The 20490-nt window shown below is 38.8% G+C and carries 17 protein-coding genes and 2 pseudogenes; 5 read left to right on the top strand and 14 right to left on the bottom strand.

Going from position 1 to position 20490, the window contains the following annotated elements:
• Positions 1-109: 109 nt before the first annotated feature.
• Positions 110-301, top strand: a pseudogene (locus tag AC075J_RS16465) (IS1634 family transposase); the annotation flags it as partial.
• Positions 302-593: 292 nt separating this feature from the next.
• On the top strand, positions 594-1778 hold the full coding sequence (locus AC075J_RS16460; RefSeq protein ID WP_026649491.1) for an SAM-dependent methyltransferase: 1185 nt from the start codon (positions 594-596) through the stop codon (positions 1776-1778).
• On the opposite strand, the gene AC075J_RS16455 is transcribed toward AC075J_RS16460, so the two are convergent.
• Positions 1744-1974, bottom strand: coding sequence for a hypothetical protein (locus tag AC075J_RS16455; protein WP_265107645.1), 231 nt, complete (start codon positions 1972-1974; stop codon positions 1744-1746). The two genes, AC075J_RS16460 and AC075J_RS16455, sit on opposite strands and share 35 nt — an antisense overlap.
• Before the next feature lie 371 nt (positions 1975-2345).
• Here AC075J_RS16455 and AC075J_RS16450 point away from each other — a divergent pair, with 371 nt between their 5' ends.
• Positions 2346-4376 (top strand): right-handed parallel beta-helix repeat-containing protein, encoded by a 2031-nt coding sequence (locus AC075J_RS16450; RefSeq protein ID WP_476390511.1) that lies wholly within the window; start codon positions 2346-2348, stop codon positions 4374-4376.
• A 105-nt stretch (positions 4377-4481) separates the two neighbouring features.
• Here the strand turns inward: AC075J_RS16450 and AC075J_RS16445 are convergent, their stop codons facing one another.
• From AC075J_RS16445 to AC075J_RS16405, 9 genes are all read right to left on the bottom strand, one after another.
• Positions 4482-5840, bottom strand: coding sequence for an MATE family efflux transporter (locus AC075J_RS16445; RefSeq protein WP_476390510.1), 1359 nt, complete (start codon positions 5838-5840; stop codon positions 4482-4484).
• Positions 5841-5859: 19 nt separating this feature from the next.
• Positions 5860-6060, bottom strand: a complete 201-nt coding sequence (locus AC075J_RS16440; protein WP_055058821.1) for a hypothetical protein — start codon at positions 6058-6060, stop codon at positions 5860-5862.
• A gap of 564 nt (positions 6061-6624) precedes the next feature.
• Entirely contained in the window at positions 6625-7962 is a 1338-nt protein-coding gene (locus AC075J_RS16435) for a NosD domain-containing protein (protein ID WP_476390509.1), read from the bottom strand.
• Between the two features lie 65 nt (positions 7963-8027).
• Positions 8028-9509, bottom strand: a complete 1482-nt coding sequence (locus AC075J_RS16430) for a glycoside hydrolase family 32 protein (protein ID WP_118136105.1) — start codon at positions 9507-9509, stop codon at positions 8028-8030.
• Positions 9510-9527: 18 nt separating this feature from the next.
• Complete coding sequence (locus tag AC075J_RS16425) at positions 9528-10358, bottom strand: carbohydrate ABC transporter permease (protein WP_118136107.1); 831 nt, start codon at positions 10356-10358, stop codon at positions 9528-9530.
• A 50-nt stretch (positions 10359-10408) separates the two neighbouring features.
• Positions 10409-11287, bottom strand: coding sequence for a carbohydrate ABC transporter permease (locus AC075J_RS16420; RefSeq protein WP_118136109.1), 879 nt, complete (start codon positions 11285-11287; stop codon positions 10409-10411).
• A 179-nt stretch (positions 11288-11466) separates the two neighbouring features.
• On the bottom strand, positions 11467-12696 hold the full coding sequence (locus tag AC075J_RS16415; protein WP_118136111.1) for an ABC transporter substrate-binding protein: 1230 nt from the start codon (positions 12694-12696) through the stop codon (positions 11467-11469).
• A gap of 345 nt (positions 12697-13041) precedes the next feature.
• Entirely contained in the window at positions 13042-14022 is a 981-nt protein-coding gene (locus AC075J_RS16410) for a LacI family DNA-binding transcriptional regulator (RefSeq protein ID WP_118136113.1), read from the bottom strand.
• A 391-nt stretch (positions 14023-14413) separates the two neighbouring features.
• Positions 14414-14524, bottom strand: a complete 111-nt coding sequence (locus tag AC075J_RS16405; RefSeq protein ID WP_334295134.1) for a DUF6783 domain-containing protein — start codon at positions 14522-14524, stop codon at positions 14414-14416.
• On the opposite strand from AC075J_RS16405, the pseudogene AC075J_RS16400 reads away from it, so the two are divergent.
• Positions 14498-14683: pseudogene (locus tag AC075J_RS16400) on the top strand (DUF6783 domain-containing protein); the annotation flags it as partial. The gene AC075J_RS16405 and the pseudogene AC075J_RS16400 sit on opposite strands and share 27 nt — an antisense overlap.
• 111 nt (positions 14684-14794) lie before the next feature.
• Here the strand turns inward: AC075J_RS16400 and AC075J_RS16395 are convergent.
• The gene (locus tag AC075J_RS16395) at positions 14795-15253 is read right to left on the bottom strand and encodes a ferritin-like domain-containing protein (protein WP_019163044.1); all 459 of its coding nucleotides are present in this window, start codon (positions 15251-15253) and stop codon (positions 14795-14797) included.
• A 207-nt stretch (positions 15254-15460) separates the two neighbouring features.
• Here AC075J_RS16395 and AC075J_RS16390 point away from each other — a divergent pair, with 207 nt between their 5' ends.
• Entirely contained in the window at positions 15461-16828 is a 1368-nt protein-coding gene (locus AC075J_RS16390) for an MATE family efflux transporter (protein ID WP_476390508.1), read from the top strand.
• Between the two features lie 108 nt (positions 16829-16936).
• Here AC075J_RS16390 and AC075J_RS16385 read toward each other — a convergent pair whose 3' ends face one another.
• Genes AC075J_RS16385 through AC075J_RS16375 form a run of 3 tightly spaced genes read right to left on the bottom strand, consistent with a single transcriptional unit; the run spans position 16937 to position 20412 of the window.
• On the bottom strand, positions 16937-17359 hold the full coding sequence (locus tag AC075J_RS16385; protein ID WP_117674917.1) for an SseB family protein: 423 nt from the start codon (positions 17357-17359) through the stop codon (positions 16937-16939).
• 19 nt (positions 17360-17378) lie between these two features.
• Entirely contained in the window at positions 17379-19457 is a 2079-nt protein-coding gene (locus AC075J_RS16380) for a beta-glucosidase (RefSeq protein ID WP_476390507.1), read from the bottom strand.
• On the bottom strand, positions 19447-20412 hold the full coding sequence (locus AC075J_RS16375; protein ID WP_476390506.1) for a helix-turn-helix domain-containing protein: 966 nt from the start codon (positions 20410-20412) through the stop codon (positions 19447-19449). The genes AC075J_RS16380 and AC075J_RS16375 overlap by 11 nt, the downstream gene beginning before the upstream one ends.
• Positions 20413-20490: the final 78 nt, after the last annotated feature.

Below are 20490 nucleotides of genomic sequence, written 5' to 3'. Positions count from 1 at the left end.
CGGCTTTGTGGATTGAAATAAATGCCGATAGTTCATTACTTGTGCCTGACATTGGGTCAGGCATGGAATCTTATAGAAAATTTATCGGCATTTCTAAAATATCGACATATGGGAAATCGAGAAATGTTTCCGTATAATGAAAACTGATTTTGAAACAAAACCATTTTTTCTTCAAGACGATATACGCATAAAAGCCCATTTCCTTATCTGTTTCCTTGCATTAGTGATATATCGTTACCTTGAAAGAGACCTGGAAAATGCCATCAGCTACGAAACGATCTTGGATAAACTAAGAACGATGAAAAGGCCGGGAATAAAATACTATATTCCAAAACAACACAAAAAATCGCCGAACCTCAGTAAAATCAAGAGGTACAGCAATTTTTTTGTTTAGTAACTGTCAAAGACAGGATTATAACTTGTGTTTCTTTGATGGTCAAGATGTTTTTTGTGAACTTTTTGTTTCTTCTTCTATTTCCATTATTCTGCTACAAGTCTGACCAATTTCCCAGATATCTTTGTTTAATTCTCCCCTTGACGATAAGCGCCCCCAAAGGTGTATCATAGTTTTGTGTTAAAGGAGGTAAACTATTATGTTTGAAACATTAGGAGAAAAGGCTGAAGAAAAAGCAATGGTGCAATTCCTTGAACGCTTTACGGACTATCCATTTCTGGTAAAGTTCAAGAATTCCGAATATCCAATCGGAGAGGGAGAACCCACATTTACAGTAAATTTTAAGGAAACAATTCCTCTGGCCGAGCTGCTCAAAAGCACTTCCCTGGCATTAGGCGAGGCTTATATGCGGGGAGATCTGGATATTGAAGGAAATCTTTACGAGGCACTGGATCATTTTCTGGGACAGATGAGCAAATTTTCTACCAATGAATCTGCTCTGAAAAAGATCATGTTCAGTTCTACATCCAAAAAGAATCAGGAAAAGGAAGTCACCAGCCACTATGATATCGGAAATGATTTTTATAAATTATGGCTGGACGAAACCATGAGTTATTCCTGTGGCTACTTCATTCATGACGATGACTCTTTATATCAGGCACAGGTTAATAAAGTAGATTATATTCTGAAAAAATTGCATCTGGAAGAAGGTATGAGTCTTCTTGATATCGGCTGCGGATGGGGTTTTCTGCTGATTGAGGCTGCCAAAAAATACAAAGTACATGGTACAGGAATCACTTTAAGCCACGAACAATATACAGAATTCCAAAAGCGCATCAAAGATCAGGGCCTGGAAGATTATCTTACAGTGGAACTGATGGATTACCGCGATCTGCCAAAGCATGACTATCAGTTTGACCGGGTAGTCAGTGTGGGAATGCTGGAACATGTTGGCCGTGACAATTATCAGCTCTTCCTTGACTGTGTAGAGAAAGTTCTGAAACCGGGCGGATTATTCCTGCTTCATTTTATCAGTGCACTGAAAGAACATCCGGGTGATCCATGGATCAAGAAATATATCTTTCCAGGCGGAACCGTTCCCAGTCTGAGAGAAATCCTGAATCATATGGCAGAGGACAATTTCCACACTCTGGACATTGAAAATCTACGTCTGCATTACAATAAAACTCTGCTCCACTGGGAAAAGAATTTCCGTGAGAATATAGAAAAGGAAAAGACCATGTTTGATGAATCCTTCCTGCGTATGTGGGAACTTTACCTGTCAGCATGTGCTGCAACCTTCCATAACGGAATTATTGATCTGCACCAGATTCTGATGACTAAAGGAATCAATAATGATCTGCCAATGACACGCTGGTATTAAAATAACTGCCTGGATTTTTGTTTTTAAAATCCAGGCAGTATATATATGATATTCCAGTACAGACCAGTAATCCATAGCAAGGGTTCTGAGCTGAATTTCTACCAGTTCTTTCTGTCTGCTCCTCTTCCTTTTTCCTCGGAACCGGCTTCTCACTCTGCTTATCCTGTTTTTTATTCTTTGATTTCTTTTTATTCATGATAGCCTGCACTTTCTGAAAATATTTGTATTTTTTATAATATATCATCTGCAGAGTATTTACATCAAAATCTATGTGATATGCAGGCAAAAGTTACTGGTAAATAAAGCCCGGTATTTACTCACTATTTTAAGTTTTAAGTATCAAGATTTATTCTATTTACAGGATTTTTGCCAGAAATTCTTTCGTTCTCTTATTTTCGAATCCGACGTTTTCAGTGAACAGTAATGAATCATCACAAAATTCATACAAAATGACACAGGATTCCATTGTTTCGCTGCATATCTACATGCTACACTAGATTACATATCTTATGGGCATTTTGCCCGCAAACAGAAGGATTCAGGCCAGAAGGCCGGGAGGTTTTTATAATGATTATTTACGTTGATGCATCCGTGATCCAGACCGGAAACGGAACAAAAGAAAATCCATTCAAAACTATTCAGGAGGCCGCTGCAAAGGCACTTCCGGGAGATGAAGTCATCGTTGCACCGGGATTATACCGTGAAGCTGTTAATCCGATTCACGCTGGAACGGCAGACAAGCGTATCACCTACCGTTCTGCAATAAAAGGACAGGCGCACATTACAGGAAGTGAAGCTGTCAAAGACTGGGAAAATGTAGAAGGCACTGTATGGAAAGCAGTCATTCCGAACGGAATCTTCGGTGATTATAACCCATTTACTACCCTGGTATCCGGAGATTGGTTTATCGCTACATTTATTGCTCATACAGGAGATGTATATCTGAATGAAAAATCCATGTATGAAGTAACCACTCTGGATAAAGTTAAAAATCCACAAAAAAGTACTATCTCATGGGATCCTGATTTCTCTGTATATACATGGTATGCAGAACAGGATGAAGCCAATAATCAGACAATTATTTATGCAAACTTCCATGAAAAAGATCCCAATAAAGAAAATGTTGAGATCAGTGTAAGAAGAAACTGCTTCTATCCGGAAAGTGAAGGAATCGGATATATCACTCTCTCCGGTTTCCGCATCAGTCAGGCTGCTACTCAGTGGGCTCCCCCTACCGCTTATCAGGAGGGAATGGTCGGTCCTCACTGGTCCAAAGGATGGATCATCGAAGACTGTGAAATCTATGAATCCAAATGCAGCGGTATTTCTCTTGGTAAATATCTGCAGCCTGAAAATGATAACAAATGGTTAAAGTGGAAATACAAAGACGGAACTCAGACAGAACGCGACTGCATCTGCCAGGCTTCCTATGAAGGATGGGATAAAGAACACATCGGTTCCCATATTGTACGCAGATGTGAGATCCATGACTGCGGTCAGACAGGTATTGTAGGACATCTTGGAGGCGTATTCTCTGTTATTGAAGACAACCATATTCATCACATTAACAACAAGCAGAATCTGGCAGGAGCAGAGATCGGCGGTATCAAAATGCATGCTGCTATCGATGTTATTTTCCGCCGCAACCATATCCACAACTGCACCCGTGGTCTGTGGCTTGACTGGCAGGCACAGGGAACCCGCGTTACAGGAAATCTCTTCCATGACAATGCTCTTCCTAATGACTTCGAGGCAGGGGATGACGCTGTCACAAGCGTAGGAGAAGATATCTTCGTTGAGGTTTCCCATGGTCCGACATTAATCGACCACAATATCCTGCTGTCTGACCGTGCACTGAAAATTGCAACCCAGGGTGTTGCCCTTGTACATAACCTGATCTGCGGCGGCTTCGTTTCTGTTGGTATCGGTACAGACAACGGTGCACCTGATATTCCATCTCCGAGATATACTCCATATCACACCAAACACGGAACTCAGGTTGCAGGATTTATGACCATCCTTCATGGAGATGACAGATTCTACAACAACATCTTCGTTCAGAAACCAATCCGTCCTTGTATGCAGGATCTGGCTGATCTTATGGGTAACAATGGAAATATGTGGGATGACTGCAATGTGATCACAGGAACTTTCAAATTTAACGGATATCCAACCTTTGATGAATGGAACAGACAGTTCGAAGGTTACTGCGGAATGGGTTCTGAGACAACAGGCAACTGCTATTATGATCATCTTCCTGTATGGGCATCCGGCAATCTCTATTTCAATGGAGCACGTGCATGGGAAAAAGAAACAAATGCAGTCACAGATACAGAACACACTGTAAATATCTCTGTTGAAGAGAAAGAAGATGGCTGGTATCTGAAGACCAACCTGTATGATATCATCAAAGAAGAAAACGACGGTATCATCTCAACTGAAACACTTGGTATGGCATTCGAACCGGAGCAGAAATACGAAAATCCTGACGGAAGCCCGATTATCTTTAATCAGGATTTCTTTGGAAATCACAGAGATGTCAAAACTGTCGCAGGACCATTTACGGATAAAAAAGCATCTGAGCAGAAGCTCTTTTAACCTGATATCCATATAGTCAATAGCTTTACCATATATAAACCATACATAAAAACAGCTATGAAGAGTACAGATATTTTTATCTGCTGCTCTTGCATAGCTGTTTTCTTATTTTGTCATACTTTTATTAGATGCAAGCATTCTTGTAGACTTTCGGATACACCACAAACATGTCGGAAAAATATAGCAGGTTGCTGTGATCCAGGCAGTCTGGTCTGCGAAGCAGATGGCTGTGAAGCCAAGAGTTCCTACAAATCCAAGACAGACAACTGTTCTGGCGATCATTTCTGTTACGCCGGAGAAAACGGCTCTGCCTGAATATCCAAGTCCTTGAGTTACCATACGGGCGACATTGAGAATACCAAGACTCCAGTAGAAAAATCCCATACATCTGAGGTATTTGGCAGAGGCATCCAGAACTGCCACCGCACTCTTTCCAACAAACAGCATAGAAAGTGTACGCCCTGCAAAAATCAGTAAAATTCCCGCCGCAATACCATATCCTACTCCCACTGTAATACCACAGCGCAATCCTTTCTTAATCCTGTCAGACTGTCCTGCTCCAAGATTCTGACTGCAGAATACAGATGCAGATGTTGCGATGGCATCAAATGGACACATGGTAAACTGCTTAATCTTCATTGCTGCAGTAAAGGCTGATACATATGTACTTCCAAGCCCGTTATTGGCAGACTGCATAACCATACTTCCGATAGCTGTGATGGAGAACTGAAGTCCCGTAGGCATTCCCATTGCCAGAAGTTCCTTTACTGTATCCCCCTTTATTGCCCTGTTTTCTTTCTTAAGCCACAGGAGTTTCATCTTGCGGATGATAAAAATAAGGCACAAGATTCCACTGATTGCCTGTGCGGAAATGGTTGCAATGGCAGCTCCGGCACATCCAAGTTTCAGCACTACGATACAGAATAAATCCAGAAAAATATTCAGAACAGCAGATAACGCCAGAAATATAAACGGTGTCCTGCTGTCTCCCACTGACCTCAAAATACTGGACAGATAGTTATATAAAATCGTAAAGGGAATCCCCAGGAAAATGATTAGCAGATAACTATATGCATTGTCATAAATGTCCTCTGGTACAGATAAAATATGCAGAATCTGAGGACATAAAACACTGCATAATGCTGTCAGGATCACTGCGATTCCTGCACATAATACAGCTCCATTAAAGATATAATCCCGCATTTTTTCTATTTTCTCTGCACCGAAATATTTAGCTACAGGAACACCAAAGCCTGTACAGCTTCCCATGCAGAATCCCAGTACCAGAAACTGAATACTGCTGCTGGCTCCTACACTTGCCAGTGCTTTTGCGCCAAGAATCTGGCCTACGATCGCAGCATCAATAATATTATAAGTCTGTTGCAGCAAGTTTCCTAATAATAAAGGAAACGCGAACTGTAACATCAGTTTCAGCGGATTGCCCTTTATCATAGATGTGGTCATTTCTATTTATCCCTCATTTTCATTCTTCACATGGAGTTCTCTTGGCAAAGTCATGCTTCCATAAGCTCCCGGCTCGGAACTTGATCCAGTTCCCATAGATATGCTGCAGTTCTTTTATTTCTGTTTTGTTTTCTTTTACCTTCTTCAGGCTCACACTACCTTTTTTCCCGGCTTCTGGTTTTACAAATAATTCCAGACATTCATAGTTTCCTGTGTACATATGTAAAAATCCCCTTTCTGAATTTTGTCTCCGATTCACTATATATCTATAGTACTGACCTTCTGCCGACATAATCTTACTATATCATAGCAAAATCACGAAGAGTTTCAATAAAATATTTTGACATTTTTTTATACTATTTTATCCTGTATAATCCCATATAAAAAGGATGCCGAGAGCAAATCCGACATCCTTTTTACTGTTAACTTATGTTTATTTACAGTAGCCTCGTTATAACTATACGAGAGTATTATAAATTTTCCCAGTTCTCTTTGATTACTGTGCTTTTTTTCTTTTAAAATCATGAAATTTTTTACAATTTATAATAATGCAATCAAGACAGTTCCGCAGACTGCGAAAGACAAGGAAATATCTGCAGGCGTGCTAACGCACGACAATGATATCTGAAGCAGGACTTCACGCTATGATGGGCTGGATTGCTTGCATTATTTTATGGAATTGCTATAGTATAATATATGTAAAAAAATAAATCAGAACGTTATCCAATGCGATGTATTGTGCAAAAAATAATGCCAATAATAATTTATCAATGTCATTTAATTTTTATTTAACCGGAATTCCCCGAAACACATTTTCTGCAAAATCCATAACTGCTTCATTTTCTCTGCATGTATCCAGTATTATATTATCCAATGATGCCTCATCAACATGTACTACTTCAATCGGAAGTTTAACCAGTTCATCCATACTTAACAATGCTCCAACCTGCGCATCAAAGCAGGATTGATTTTCTTCACTTTCTTTTTTATCAGTTTTTGTAGTTGCCACAATATGATTGTTTGTAATGTAATTTTCTCTTCCGGAAACCAAACGAATGATTATCGGTTTTATGCCTGCCGGTTTCAGATATTGCTGTTCAATCGTCTCCGAAATGTGATTAGCAATCAGTGAATTGCTACTTCCCTGAATATGAATCAGGCCAAAATCATCCTCTAATCCATTATCATATTCCAGCATCGGAGGCCATGGTTCATGATCTCTGAGAAAATGATTGGAAGATATGAGATTTTCTCTACAATTTTCCATTATCAGCATTCCCGGATAAAAAGAATGAAATCTGTTTGCAGTTACTGATGATCTAAGAACACCCTTAAGATGTACTATACTTTTTCCTCTTGGAAAAATGTTATTGGAAGTAATCAGAAGTCCTCCAAAATTTTCGGCAAAAATTGTATAACCTCTATAACCAGCCCCCATAAGATTATCTGTTATTTTAGATGCCTGTCCGGCTCCACGAAGTTCTACACAATTTCCACATTCTGCTATAAAATTATCATGAACAGATAATGCATCAGAATTGTAAAGAGTCACTCCATGCTCCAGATAAATAATACCCATGCCTGTAATTCTGAAAGAATCCTGTGCACTGGCTACATAAATTCCTGTTTTTCCATTTAAATATGTATTCTCTGGATCTCCATTTCCGTCATCTACAAAATGGAGTCCATCAATACAGAAATTTTCAAACTCCACGGAACTGATTCTCGGATCTCCCTCTCGTTCCACCAGAAAAGCAGCACCGGATCTTTCATCCCCCTTTAATGGTTCCAAATCTACCAGAATCCTGCTACCGCCCGGCCAGATGTCATGAAGATCCTTCCACTGTTCTTTTGGCACATTATATCGGATACTTGAAGACACAAATCCATGTCCTGATCCTTGGATTTTCAAGTAACTGATGTCAATTTTCACCTGCGTTTTTAAATGATAATCTCCAGACGGAATATAAATTACTGCTCCCGGTTTTCCTCCATCATTTACATTTGTATCCTTCTGTCTGTTCTTGATGTCTGCAATGATACTGTTGATCACTTCTCCGATATCCGTATATGGGTTACCTACCTGCCAGTCAGTGACATCATAATAATTATTACGTTTCATTTCAATACTCCTCCTGCTTTCAGTTCATGTCAAGCGGATATTCGCAATCCGCTCCGCTACTTGATTCAGTTAAAACACTCCTGCAATCCATATGCTTCATAGTCTCTGATTACCGCTCTTCCACCAAACGCAGATATACTTATTGCATCCTGATCATTTCCTGCAAAAATATTATTGGAATGATTATTTCTGTATTGATCTGTAAATATCTCCAGAGAACTCTGATCTGAAAAGATATGTACATCCAGACTTTTTTCGCTGACCTTAAGTACACTTCTGGATGTTCCTACACTCCATCCATCTGCACAGCTTCTGTCTACCAGCAATTCACCATTTTTCAGATCAAAAATACAACGGGATTCTTTTTCTTTTCCGCATCTGAGCTTCAGTTCTACCCTGTCTGCATCAGTTTCTTCAAGATCCAATGTAAATTTCATCTCAAAGCTGATTCCATCTCCTGCTTTTAACTGCTGAGGTGTTTCTGTAATCTGTATTTCCCGTTGCGTAAATTTGTTTTCACGGATTTTTTCCATTTCCTCTACAGGAACAAACGCCAGCGTTCCATCCTTGCACATCCGAACTTCACGAATCACATTAAAAAATCCGCACCAGCCCTCCTGATAAGTAGGTCCCCAGTCCTTAAAGAGAGGCATCCATTCCCATTCATTCGCCCAGGCAACAATCAGACGTCTTCCATCAGGAGCAACCATGGACTGTGGCGCATAAAAATCAAATCCCCAATCCATTTCACCACTGATATGCCAGTCAAATTTTCCTGTTTTGTAATCAAAATCTCCTGTCAGGTATACTGATGTATGATCTCCTGAGCCCATTGGAGAAAAAGTGAGAACATATTTATCGCCAAGCTGATAAAAATCCGGACATTCCCACATGAATCCCCATTCTCCACGGCTTTCTGCCAGCACGTTTAAAAAATTCCAATGATAAAGATCTGCAGATTCATATATCAATGCTAATCCTCTGTTATTACGACTGGCCCCTACAACCATATAATATTTATTTTCATGCTTCCATACCTTTGGATCGCGGAATGAATCCGGCTGAATACCTTCCGGTGCATCAAAGAGAGGATTTCCGTCATACTTTTCAAAATTTATTCCATCTTCACTTATAGCAAGACACTGGCTTTGCTCACTTCCGTTTCCATGATTTGCAGTTGCCGTATAAAATACATATAACTTACCTTCGTGTTCGATTGCACTGCCGGAAAAACATCCACCTTTTTGATAATCATCATACTCTTCACTGGGTGCCAATGCCAGAGGCAAATATTCCCAATGAACTAAATCTTTGCTGACTGCATGTCCCCAATGCATACAATCCCAAAATCCATTATATGGATTAGTCTGATAAAACACATGATACTGTCCGTTAAAAAAGATCAGTCCGTTAGGATCATTCATCCACCCGCTCTGGGGCATAAAATGATAATGCTGACGCATTTTTCCATTTTGAACAATCATCTTTTTACTGTCAATTTCTTTTTGCGCGTTTTCTATTCTTTGTCTCATTAATATTTTATTCACTGGCTTTCTCCATTCTTATTATCCTTTTACAGCTCCTGCTGTCATTCCCTGAACAATGTATCTCTGTGCAAACATTGATAAAATCATTACCGGGAAGCTAAATAAAAATGCTCCTGCACACATCGGTCCAAGGTCAAGATTATACGCTGACAGGAAACCGGCAAGACCTACTGTAAATGTTTTAGCATTCATACTGGTCAGCAACAGAGAAATAAGAAAATCATTCCATGCCAGGAACAATGTAAATATAAAGGCAGTTGCAAGTCCCGGCTTACAAATCGGCAAAATAACCTTTCTGAATGTCTGAAGGCTGGAAGCGCCATCTACATATGCAGCCTCATCCAAAGTAGACGGTACTCCCTCATAAAAACTAAGCATTGTCCACATTACAAAAGGCATGTTTACTGCCGCATAAACAATAATCAATGCAATTCTGGTATCATACAATCCCATATTACAAATAATCTCATAAATAGGTACTGCAATACTGGATGTAGGAATCATTTTCAGACATAAAATCAATACCACCAGCCCTACTGACAGCTTCGCTCCAGATCTCTGAATAGCATATGCAGCCAGTGAACCCAAGATAACTGCAATAATTGTACTGCAAACTGCTGTAATCAAACTGTTCAGCAGATACCCACCCGCGTTCATTCTTACAAATAATTGAGTGAAATTTTCAACCGAAAAGCTTTTTGGAAGAAAAGATGGCGGAACAGCAATTACCTCTGATCCAGGTTTAAACGAACAACAAATTACATAAATATATGGAAGCAGCCAGAATATCGTAATAATTATAGAAATAATAACTGCTATTTTTAGTTTGATACTATTACCTTTCTTCATTTTGGTCTCCTTATTGAATCCTTCTTATTACTGTTTTTCTTTGACAGCTTTTACTTTTTCTTTGGATTCCATAAACTCTGCATAAATACTAATGTAAACACTACAAGAACTATGATAAAGATAACAGCCATTGCACTGGCATATCCTGTATTATTATACTTTACAAGTGTTTTATAAATAATAATACTAATTGTCTCCGATGAACTGTTAGGTCCACCTTCTGTCATTGCCCAGATAATGTCAAAAGTCTTTGCTGCATCTATAATTCTCACTGACAATGCTGTCAACAGAACCGGTTTAATTCCCGGTATTTTTATGTAAAAAATTTCCTGCAGCTTACTTGCTCCATCCATTCTTGCAGCTTCTGCCACGCTGGTATCCAATCCCTGAAGGCCAGCCAGAATCATCAGCATCATAAACGGTGTAGTCAGCCATATATCTGCAATACAGCAGGCGATCAATGACCATCTGGAATCTGCAAGCCACAAAATATCACTTGGACTGGACAAGATTCCTATTCTGGTCAGAAACTCATTGACAATACCAAAGTTTGAACTCATCATCAATTTCCAGATAAGACCTGCAACCAGCGGTGCGATCATAAGTGGTGTCATCATTAATGAACGTACTATTTTACTGCCCTTATAATCAAGTTCAAATAATAATGCAAAAATAAATCCTAAAACTGTTTCCACAGATACCGCAATCAAAATATAAATCAATGTATTTTTCAGCTGCTTCAAAAAACCGCCAGCTGTAAATGCTTTAATATAATTATCAAATCCAATAAAAGTTCTGGCTCCTGTAATTCCAACCTTAAAGAAACTGTCAAATACCATTTTAAAAATAGGATAAATCAAAAAGGCACCCATGAAAATCGCGCCAGGAAGAAAAAACAGCAATAGTGTTTTTTTTGATATCAATTTCATAATATTTCCCGCTTTCTTATAAAAATCAAGGGCGATTTACGCCCTGCATCATACATCATAGATTAGTAAATTCATAGTTAGTGTGTTCGATGTCCAGGTAAAATCACCCTTGATTTAATTACATTTTTTATTATTTGGTAGATGTCTGCAATCTGCTTTTTCTTTATTACTTTGTCACTTTACTTCCCAATTGCCTCAATCTCTTCTTTTGCAGATTCAAGGGTTTCTTTCACATCTGCTCCACCAAGACAGGATTCTACAACACCTGTAAGAACCTGCTCTACCTGTGACCAGGTTGAAATCATAGGTCTTGGCTGAGACTGTTTTTCATTCAATGTGTCAAGAACTGCTGTTGTATGCTCATTACCAGCCTCTTTTCCAGCTTCCTCATAAACAGAAGTTCTGCCGGCAATTTTAAGGGTTCCGTTCATATAATCTGCATTATGATCGTACATATATTCTACATATTTCAGTGCCATGTCTTTATTCTCAGAATTTTTCATTACACATTCATACCATGGACCTGTGGTTGCTCCTACTCCTGCACTGCCGGCAATCATTGGTGCACATCCCACCTTATCTGCTCCAAGTGCCTCAACAGCTGCAGGATACTGATGGCTCCAGTTCAACTGCATTGCAACTTTACCATTATTGAAAAGTTCCTGAGACTCTGTAGAAGCAGTAGCCAGAGAATCTGATGGCGTACAATCTTCATTTGCCATTTCAACCATAAAATCAAGCGCATCCACATATGGCTGATCTGTAATATTTACATTTCCATCCTTGTCATATACTAATCCATCTGCACCGGCCTGGCAGGCAAAATCAAGGAAGGAACAAACTGCGTCAGAACCACTTCCAAAAACTGTTGTTCCGTACATATCGTCTGTTTTCATTTCTTTTGCCAGTGCTTTATATTCATCCCAGGTCTTTGGCACTTTATCTTCCGGAATCAGATCTTTTCTGTAAATAAGGATCTTAGCGTTTACCCACATCGGATATCCCAGAAGATTACCATCTACTGTTCCGCTTTCTTCCAGCGTTGGAAGGAAATCACTGGTATCTGCATCTGTAATTGGTTCGATTGCATCAGCAAAAGCTGCCAGCCATACAAAATCCATGCATGAAACATCATGAGCAGCCTGTCCTGCTTTAATTTCGGTAGAAAGCTTATCATACATACCAGTATAGGCAACAGCATCAACAACAACCTTACAGCCTGTTTCTTTCTCAAAATCAGCTGCTGTATTATTGGCAAGTGCTTCTGCAGGTGAACCACTTTCTACAAGAACTGTAATACTGCTTCCACCGTCTTTTTTCCCACCTGCAAAACAGGGAACTGCCATTCCTGTAAGCATACTTCCAATCACAGTTGCTGTAATTAATGAATTAACAATCTTTTTTCTCATTTTTAATCTCCTATTCTTAAAGATTCTAAATTCCATGATATTAAATATCATGCCGTTCCATTTACATACTGCTTCAACCGCTTTAGATATTCTCCGGAGTAATCTAATTTTACGGGTTAACATTGGGAAAACAAATTTTGTTTTACAATATGGAACGCGTTCCACATTGTTTAAAAAATTTGTTTTCTTCGTCTTGTTGATTTCATTATAACCTTTTTGTAGCTTTTGTCAATCCAATTATGGTTTTTTTATTTTTTTTATAAATTATGTCCAAATATTTTGTACTTATTTTTATTTTTCATCCTTTATTTTGTAACAAATGCACAACGCACGTATGACATCTGTTTATACTGTTGTTCCGCCTTTACGGAATTCAGGTATTAAAATACTTTTTTTATTTTTCACTTTTTTTCCATTAATTAGCTCACAAAGGTTTTTTACAGATTCCTCTGCCATTCTGTCAATGGGCTGAACAATTGTACTTATTTGCGGTTCTACCAATTCTGTAATATACGTTCCATCATAAGAAACTATTTTTACCTCTTCCGGGATTTTTTTGTGTTGCCTGATCAATCCATTCATGCATTCAATAGCCAGTCGGTCTACACCAAACACACCATCAAATTTCAGATTTTTTTCCATAACTTCTTCTGCAACCTGATGATAATACTGAATATCCAAACGCCGCCAGTCCAGATCATAACAATAGGTTTCTATTCCCTGCTCATCCATAATTTTTTGAAATTCTGCATGACGATCATGATATAAAGACTCTTTTTCTGCAGTACTTCTGAAATGAAGTATTCTTTTGCAGCCATTACGCAGCAACACTTCTGCTGCCAGGCGTCCACCCATTTTATGGTCCACAGCTACTACCGGAATTTCTTCTCCCAGATATCTGTCAAGCGCAACAATCGGCTTATGAATTTTAGAATACTCACTTTCATCCAAAGAAGACATTCCCGCAATTATCCCATCTACAATATGTCTGTTCAGCAAATCCAGATATTCAGCTTCAGCCTTTACATCTTTCAATGTGTTACATAACATAATTTTGAAGCCGGCTTTGCGCAGTTCCCCTTCTACACAATCAACAAACTCAGCAAAAAAAGGATTGGATACATTCGGTACAAGTACCGCAATTATACCACTTTTTTTATAATACAGATTTCTGGCAAGTTCATTCGGTGTATAATTCAATTCCTTCATAGCAGCTTCTATTTTGGCCCTCGTATCCAGAGAAACATATCCACTGTCATTAAGCATTCTTGAAACTGTTCCCACACCTACTCCTGCCATTTTTGCAACATCTTTAATCCCTGCCATTTTTTCCACACTTTCATATTATGATATTAAATTCCCAAGTTCCAAATTTGTTCAAGCATACACGATGAGATATTTAAACTTAGAACTTGTCAAACATTAAGAAACAACGATTTAAGTAATAAATCAGCAAATTTTCTAAAATTTGGGATTTCTTAACTCCATTTAGAAGATACCTGAAATTCATCATCTAAAGATATACCTTCTGCAAATAAATTATTTTTAATATTATCAGACCAAAAAAATCCAATACAAATACTCCAACAAATATAATACATTACTAATAAATAATATACCACTAATGAGTAGTGTATTATATTTACCATATTCATTCAAGTATTTATAAAAAATTCTTATTCATTCCTGCCAAAATTCACTATTACACCTTACGTAACTAATCGGAATTCCTAGAATGTGTTTGAAAAATGCTTTCCGCAAAATGTGCATCACAATTTGTAGGAGATTTTGTTCGAATAAGGGCGTCGTAGCGAGCTACGGAAAACAAATTTTGGCAAAATATATCGCAAAGTGGGGCGTGCAGATTATGGGAATGATTTTTCAAACACGCTCTAGCAATTATCTTATGGCTTTTATCATGACAAATTTTACAAAATTTTTCATAAAATATCCCAACATTTATACCATCATATTTTCTATAAAATAAGATGTACCTGGCAAGAGACAGTCAAAACCAATTGTCTCCTGTCAGGTAATTATAGCAGTCCTGGTATAGAATTTTCCCAATATGCTACTCTGCTCAATGCCTTAAGACTTCTTATGCCATTCCATTCACAGTCTTATACTTATACAGCATCTCCGCATGATTCTGCTCCTCAATCTGGATATCTGCCAGCAGCTTGCGTACACCACTGTCGCCAAAGGCAAATACATCATCATTGTATGTTCCTGACACCAGCTTCTCTGTACCAATACAGTCTGTTGCAAGAAATGCATCGTGCTGTTTATCTTCCGGTGAACTCATGGCTGTATAGACTGCTTTGGGCTGATAGTCTTTGCCTGATCTGTCATTACAGTTACATTCAGGCACACTACCTGAAAGAATCATTGACAAAGACTCATAATGCTTCTGTTCTTCCTGCTGGATATTCCGGAAAAGATTTTTAAGCTCCGGGTCCCTGGCCTGTTCTGCGTATTTTCCATACTTTTCCACACAGCTTTTCTCTTGTGTCTGAAGATCTTCGATTACTGAACGTTCCTTTTCTTTTAAAATCATAGTCTGTTGTCTCCTTTTTTAAGAAATACTGTATTTTGTTACATGAAAATAGTATGGATAAAAAATGCTTTTTTATTCTCTGTATCATGACTTATGACAATTTCAGAGAATATTTTGTTCCAATACCACTGTATCAGAGTGAATTTCTGTTTACTTTATGATATACTTATATGCACGATAAGACTTTTGAACTTAGGAAGATTTATAATGAAACGAATTGATTTTGAAAACGGAACTGTAACCAACAATATATTAAGCGCTGCGCTTCCCATGCTGGTAGCGCAGATATTGAATCTTTTATACAACATTGTGGACCGTATCTATATCGCCAGGATCCATGATATAGGAACAACTGCACTTGGCGCTGTGGGCTTATGCTTTCCGATCATCATGATCATTACTGCTTTCAGTAATCTCTTTGGTTCCGGAGGTGCACCAATTTTCTCTATCAACCGCGGAAAAGGAGATTCCAGAACTGCTGATATGATCATGAATACCGCATTCACAATGTTATGCGGAAGTGCTGCTGTGCTGATGCTGGTCGGATTTCTTTTTGCCAGACCCTTACTAACTCTGTTTGGTGCTTCGGATGATGCTCTAGTTTATGCGTATCCATATCTGATAATCTACCTTCTGGGTACTCTTCCTTCCATGATCGCAACAGGAATGAACCCATTTATTAATGCACAGGGCTATGCCATTATCGGTATGCTGTCAGTGGCAGTCGGTGCAGTAGCAAATATTATTCTTGATCCGGTTTTTATTTTTGTTCTGGATATGGGGATTAAGGGTGCAGCCATCGCTACTGTGATCTCTCAGATTCTCTCCGCCTTGCTTGTATTTTATTTTCTTCATGGGAAATCGGAATTAAAGGTAAGATGGATTCATATAAATGAGATTTCTGAATGTACCAGACATGCCAGAGATATCATCAGCCTGGGGTCTGCCGGATTTATCATGCAGCTGACCAACAGTCTGGTAAGTATCTGCTGCAATAATGTTCTCTCAGTGACAGGCGGTGATATTTATATCTCTGTCATGACTATTATATCCAGTGTTCGCCAGATGGTGGAGACGCCTATCCATGCGATCAATGAGGGAACCTCTCCTGTCCTCAGCTATAATTACGGAGCCAGACGACCTGACAGGGTAAAAAAAGCAGGTGTTGTTCTGATCATTATGGTTCTGGTTTATACGGGAATTGTGTGGAGCCTTATTCTTATTGCGCCTGAATTTCTCATTGGAATCTTCAGCTCTGACAAACTGCTATTGAAGGACGCAGTTCCTGCACTGAAACTTTACTTTGCAGCCTTTATTTTTATGGATCTGCAGTATATTGGTCAGACAGTATTTAAATCATTAAATAAAAAAAAGCAGGCGATTTTTTTCTCCCTGCTTCGTAAAGTATTTATTGTGGTTCCACTGACCTATTTCCTGCCCTATGGATTACACATGGGCACAGATGGCGTGTTTATGGCTGAACCGGTATCTAATGTGATCGGTGGCTCCTTATGCTTTATCACTATGCTGATTACGATACTGCCTGAACTGAAAAGAATGGAAACGTCTAAATAGTACTTATTGTTGATCTTAAGCAAAAAATCCTCGATTTTCTCATCATTTTCACATGACAAAATCGAGGATTTCTTTTTCCTATAGCACTTCCAGAAATTAATGCAATTCTCATACGTTCCCCAAAATAATATTAATCAGGTTTTTATCCAACATGATTGTGCGATTCCATGGATTGAGGATGATTCCTTCAATCTCATTTACTTGTAATGCAGAATTGAAAAACTGGCTGATATCTGTCAGGAATGTAGACTGTACACTTCCGCCACCTTTCAGTTCTTCTTCAAAGCTGGTAAAAGCTGCCCACCATACTTTATTATCACCAGTTTTTACTGTACCAATTCTAAGCTGATTATCTCCTGTTGGTGGTTCTACCGCAAGAATAAACTGACCGTCTTCTTTCATTCGTCTGCGTATTACCGTCAAAGCATGAGCCAGTAATTCCTGTGTTGCCTCCTGCTGCAAAGCCTCAATCGCCTGCTCTATTTTCTCATTTCCCTGAAGGCCTTTGTCTTGATTTGTATTTTTATCCATAATGGTACACCTTTCATGTTTATTTATAGCAACGATAAATAGCTTTATATTTCTTTAATGTATTCCTGTCACTGCTATTTCCCAAGTATATCACATAATCTGTATTTTCATGAACAAATTTATTCGTTTCTTCATCATAATAATCCAGAGCACTTATTTTACATGACAGTGTAACTTTCTGTGTTTCTCCTGGTTTCAGGAATATTTTCTGAAATGCCTGTAATGTATATTCCGGTCTTTCTACTACAGAGTTCAGAGTTCCTATATACATCTGTATCACTTCTGCCCCTTCCCTTTTTCCAATATTAGTAACCGTAATCTCTCCATAAAAATTCTCTGAATCAGCCCATCCCCGTCCGTTTTGAAGCTCAAATTCTGTATATGACAGACCACAGCCAAATGGATAAGTCGGTGTCCTGTGCATTTTATTTAACAACGTATATCCATGGTAATAATCATACCATATTTCATCTGTATCCCAGTTCATTTCCGGCAAGTCTGATTCCTTTTCAGGTATTGTAAATGGCAACTTTCCACTCGGATTATTTTTTCCGAAAATCGTCTCTGCAAGAGCTGTTCCGCCCTCCATTCCCGGATAATACAGCAGTAAAATCGCACCTGTCTTTTCTTTCCATGAATCGACCATAATTGTACTTCCACCTACCAGTATTACGATCGCATCCTGACGCAGTTCACTGATACTCTCTATGATAGAAAGTTCCTTTTGTTTCAGCCCGATAGTCTCTGTTCGGTCACCTCCGGCTCTGTCTGTTGAAACATCATCTGCTTCTTTTGCAATGCATTCTCCTTCATCCATATAGTCATTTCCGGCCACGATCAGAACTGCGTCCGCCTCCTTTGCCAGCCTTTTACAATGATTCAGACTTTCTCCTCCGTAATAGACGATTTCCGCATTTGCACCATATTGTGTAAGTCCCTGCAACAAAGTAATAATATACGGCGCGTATACCTGGCTGGAACCTCTGTCACCTATATTTTCACAATCTGCCAGATATCCAAGGACTACTATTTTCTTTCGTTTATCTGTACAGTCAATTGGTAAAACATGATCCTTGTTTCTTAAAAGTGTGATTCCTTCCCGCGCACACTGTAAGGCAAGTTCCTGGTGTTTTTTATAATCTGTTTTCCCATGATTCCTGTCAATTTCAGACTGATGTGCTAGCAATGTGCGCAGGATTCTAAGGGAAGACCGGTTAATCGTATCTTCACTTACTTTCCCGGCTTTTACCGCTTTCAGCAAATTTTGTCCATAATAATGAGTAATTGGCATTTCCATATCCAGACCACCATTAACAGATGCTACAGTGTCCTTGATTCCCCATACAAAATCACTGAGAACAAACCCGTCAAAGTCCCACTTATCTTTCAAAACATGATTTAACAGGTAATCTTGCTGACCACATAGCTCTCCCTGGTAACTGTTATAAGCACTCATAAAAGCTCCCGCACCAGCTTCCACACAACGTCTGAAATGTGGCAGAAAAACTTCCTGTTCAGTTCTTTTACTACACTTTACAGATACCTTAAATCTCGAATTTTCCATGGAGTTAAAAGCAAAATGTTTCACACAGACAATCACACCTTTTTTCTGTACTCCTTTTATCAGTGCAGCCCCCATTTCACCAAGAAGGAAGGTATCCTCCCCGTATACTTCCTGCGCTCTTCCCCAGCCTGGATGATACGGCAGATTTACACATACACCTCCAAAAAGATTTGCTCCTTCTTCTATCGCTTCTTCAGCGATTGCCTCTCCAACCTGTTCTTCCAGTTTCGTATTAAAAGTTGCGCCTCTCATAGCAGCTACCGGAAAACAGGTCGATTTTTCTCTGCCACAGACAACTCCTCTTGTTCCATCTGCAAAATACATAGGCGGAATTCCTTTTTCTTTTATTCCACCTGCACGATAAGGGATTTCATTATAATGCATTTTTATTTTTTTCTGAATCGCTCCTCTTACCTCTTCTCTGGTCTGAGAACCACTCATCAGGGAAATTTTTTCTTCCAGAGTCAGCCCTCTTAAAAGTTCTTCTGCCTTTTTTGTGTAAGATAAACGATAATCCTTCCAATCAGATATCATATTTATTCACAATCATCCTTTCCTGCTTATCTTTCCATGTCTCAAGGATTGCCTTTAAAAGTTTCTTCACCTCTGTAGTTTCATAATCTAGATAGCCTTTAAGCGCCTGATCATAGTGATCGACCTGCCCTTTTTGCCGAAATACATTAGGTGTCACTCCTGTTTCCTCTCTGAACACCCGATAAAATGTTTTTTCTGAACCAAATCCGCAGGCATCCAGAATATAATTCATGTTTTTATTTGTATTTTTCAGTAAATTCTTTGCCTTTTCCACCCGGAGATTTTCAATCATTTCTTTTCCCGTCGAGCCCAACGTCATCTTCAGATTTCGGTCCAGAGATTTGCGGCTAAGGCCAAACTTTTTGCAGGTTAGTTCTGTAATATTTTCTTCCTCCAGATGCTGTTCCAGAAATTCTATAATAGCTACTGTAAGTTCCTGATCATTTCGTGTTGCCAGGTCACCAAACCGCACATCATATACAACATAATCAAATAAATCCGCGATCAATGTACATACCTGTGCCCGGACTCTAAGCTGTTTATGTTTATTTTCACTCATAGATTCATATACAAGTTCTGCCATTTTCTTAAAGAAATATGCAAAACCACACTCCGGTATTTCATCATTTGTGCTATCCAGATAGAATCTGGTTTCTATGTTTTCCTGTTCTTCCAGTGCAAATAATTCCCGGCTCATCTGCACAAACATACACAAATTTGGTTCATTCTCACATTCTCTGATTGAATGGATCACATTCGGATTGATCAGAAAAATATCCCCACACTTTAAATTTATTTCTTCTGATCCTGCTTTGAGAACAATACTTCCTTTTAAAACCCCGACCAGTTCATATTCATTATGCCAATGGAATGTACTGCCCTGAATAGAAACAACAAATACATTTACCGGAATGGTCTGATTATTGCTGATCGACTCATAAATTGAAAATGCCATGTCTTTATTTTACCCCACTTACCTTCATCCTTTTATTCTGAACCATCTTTTTATCTTAATTATTATCCTTATTATAGC

The sequence above is a fragment of the Blautia sp. ZXY-1-C6 genome (assembly GCF_056339875.1).
This window is presented reverse-complemented; position numbering and strand designations above follow the sequence as displayed.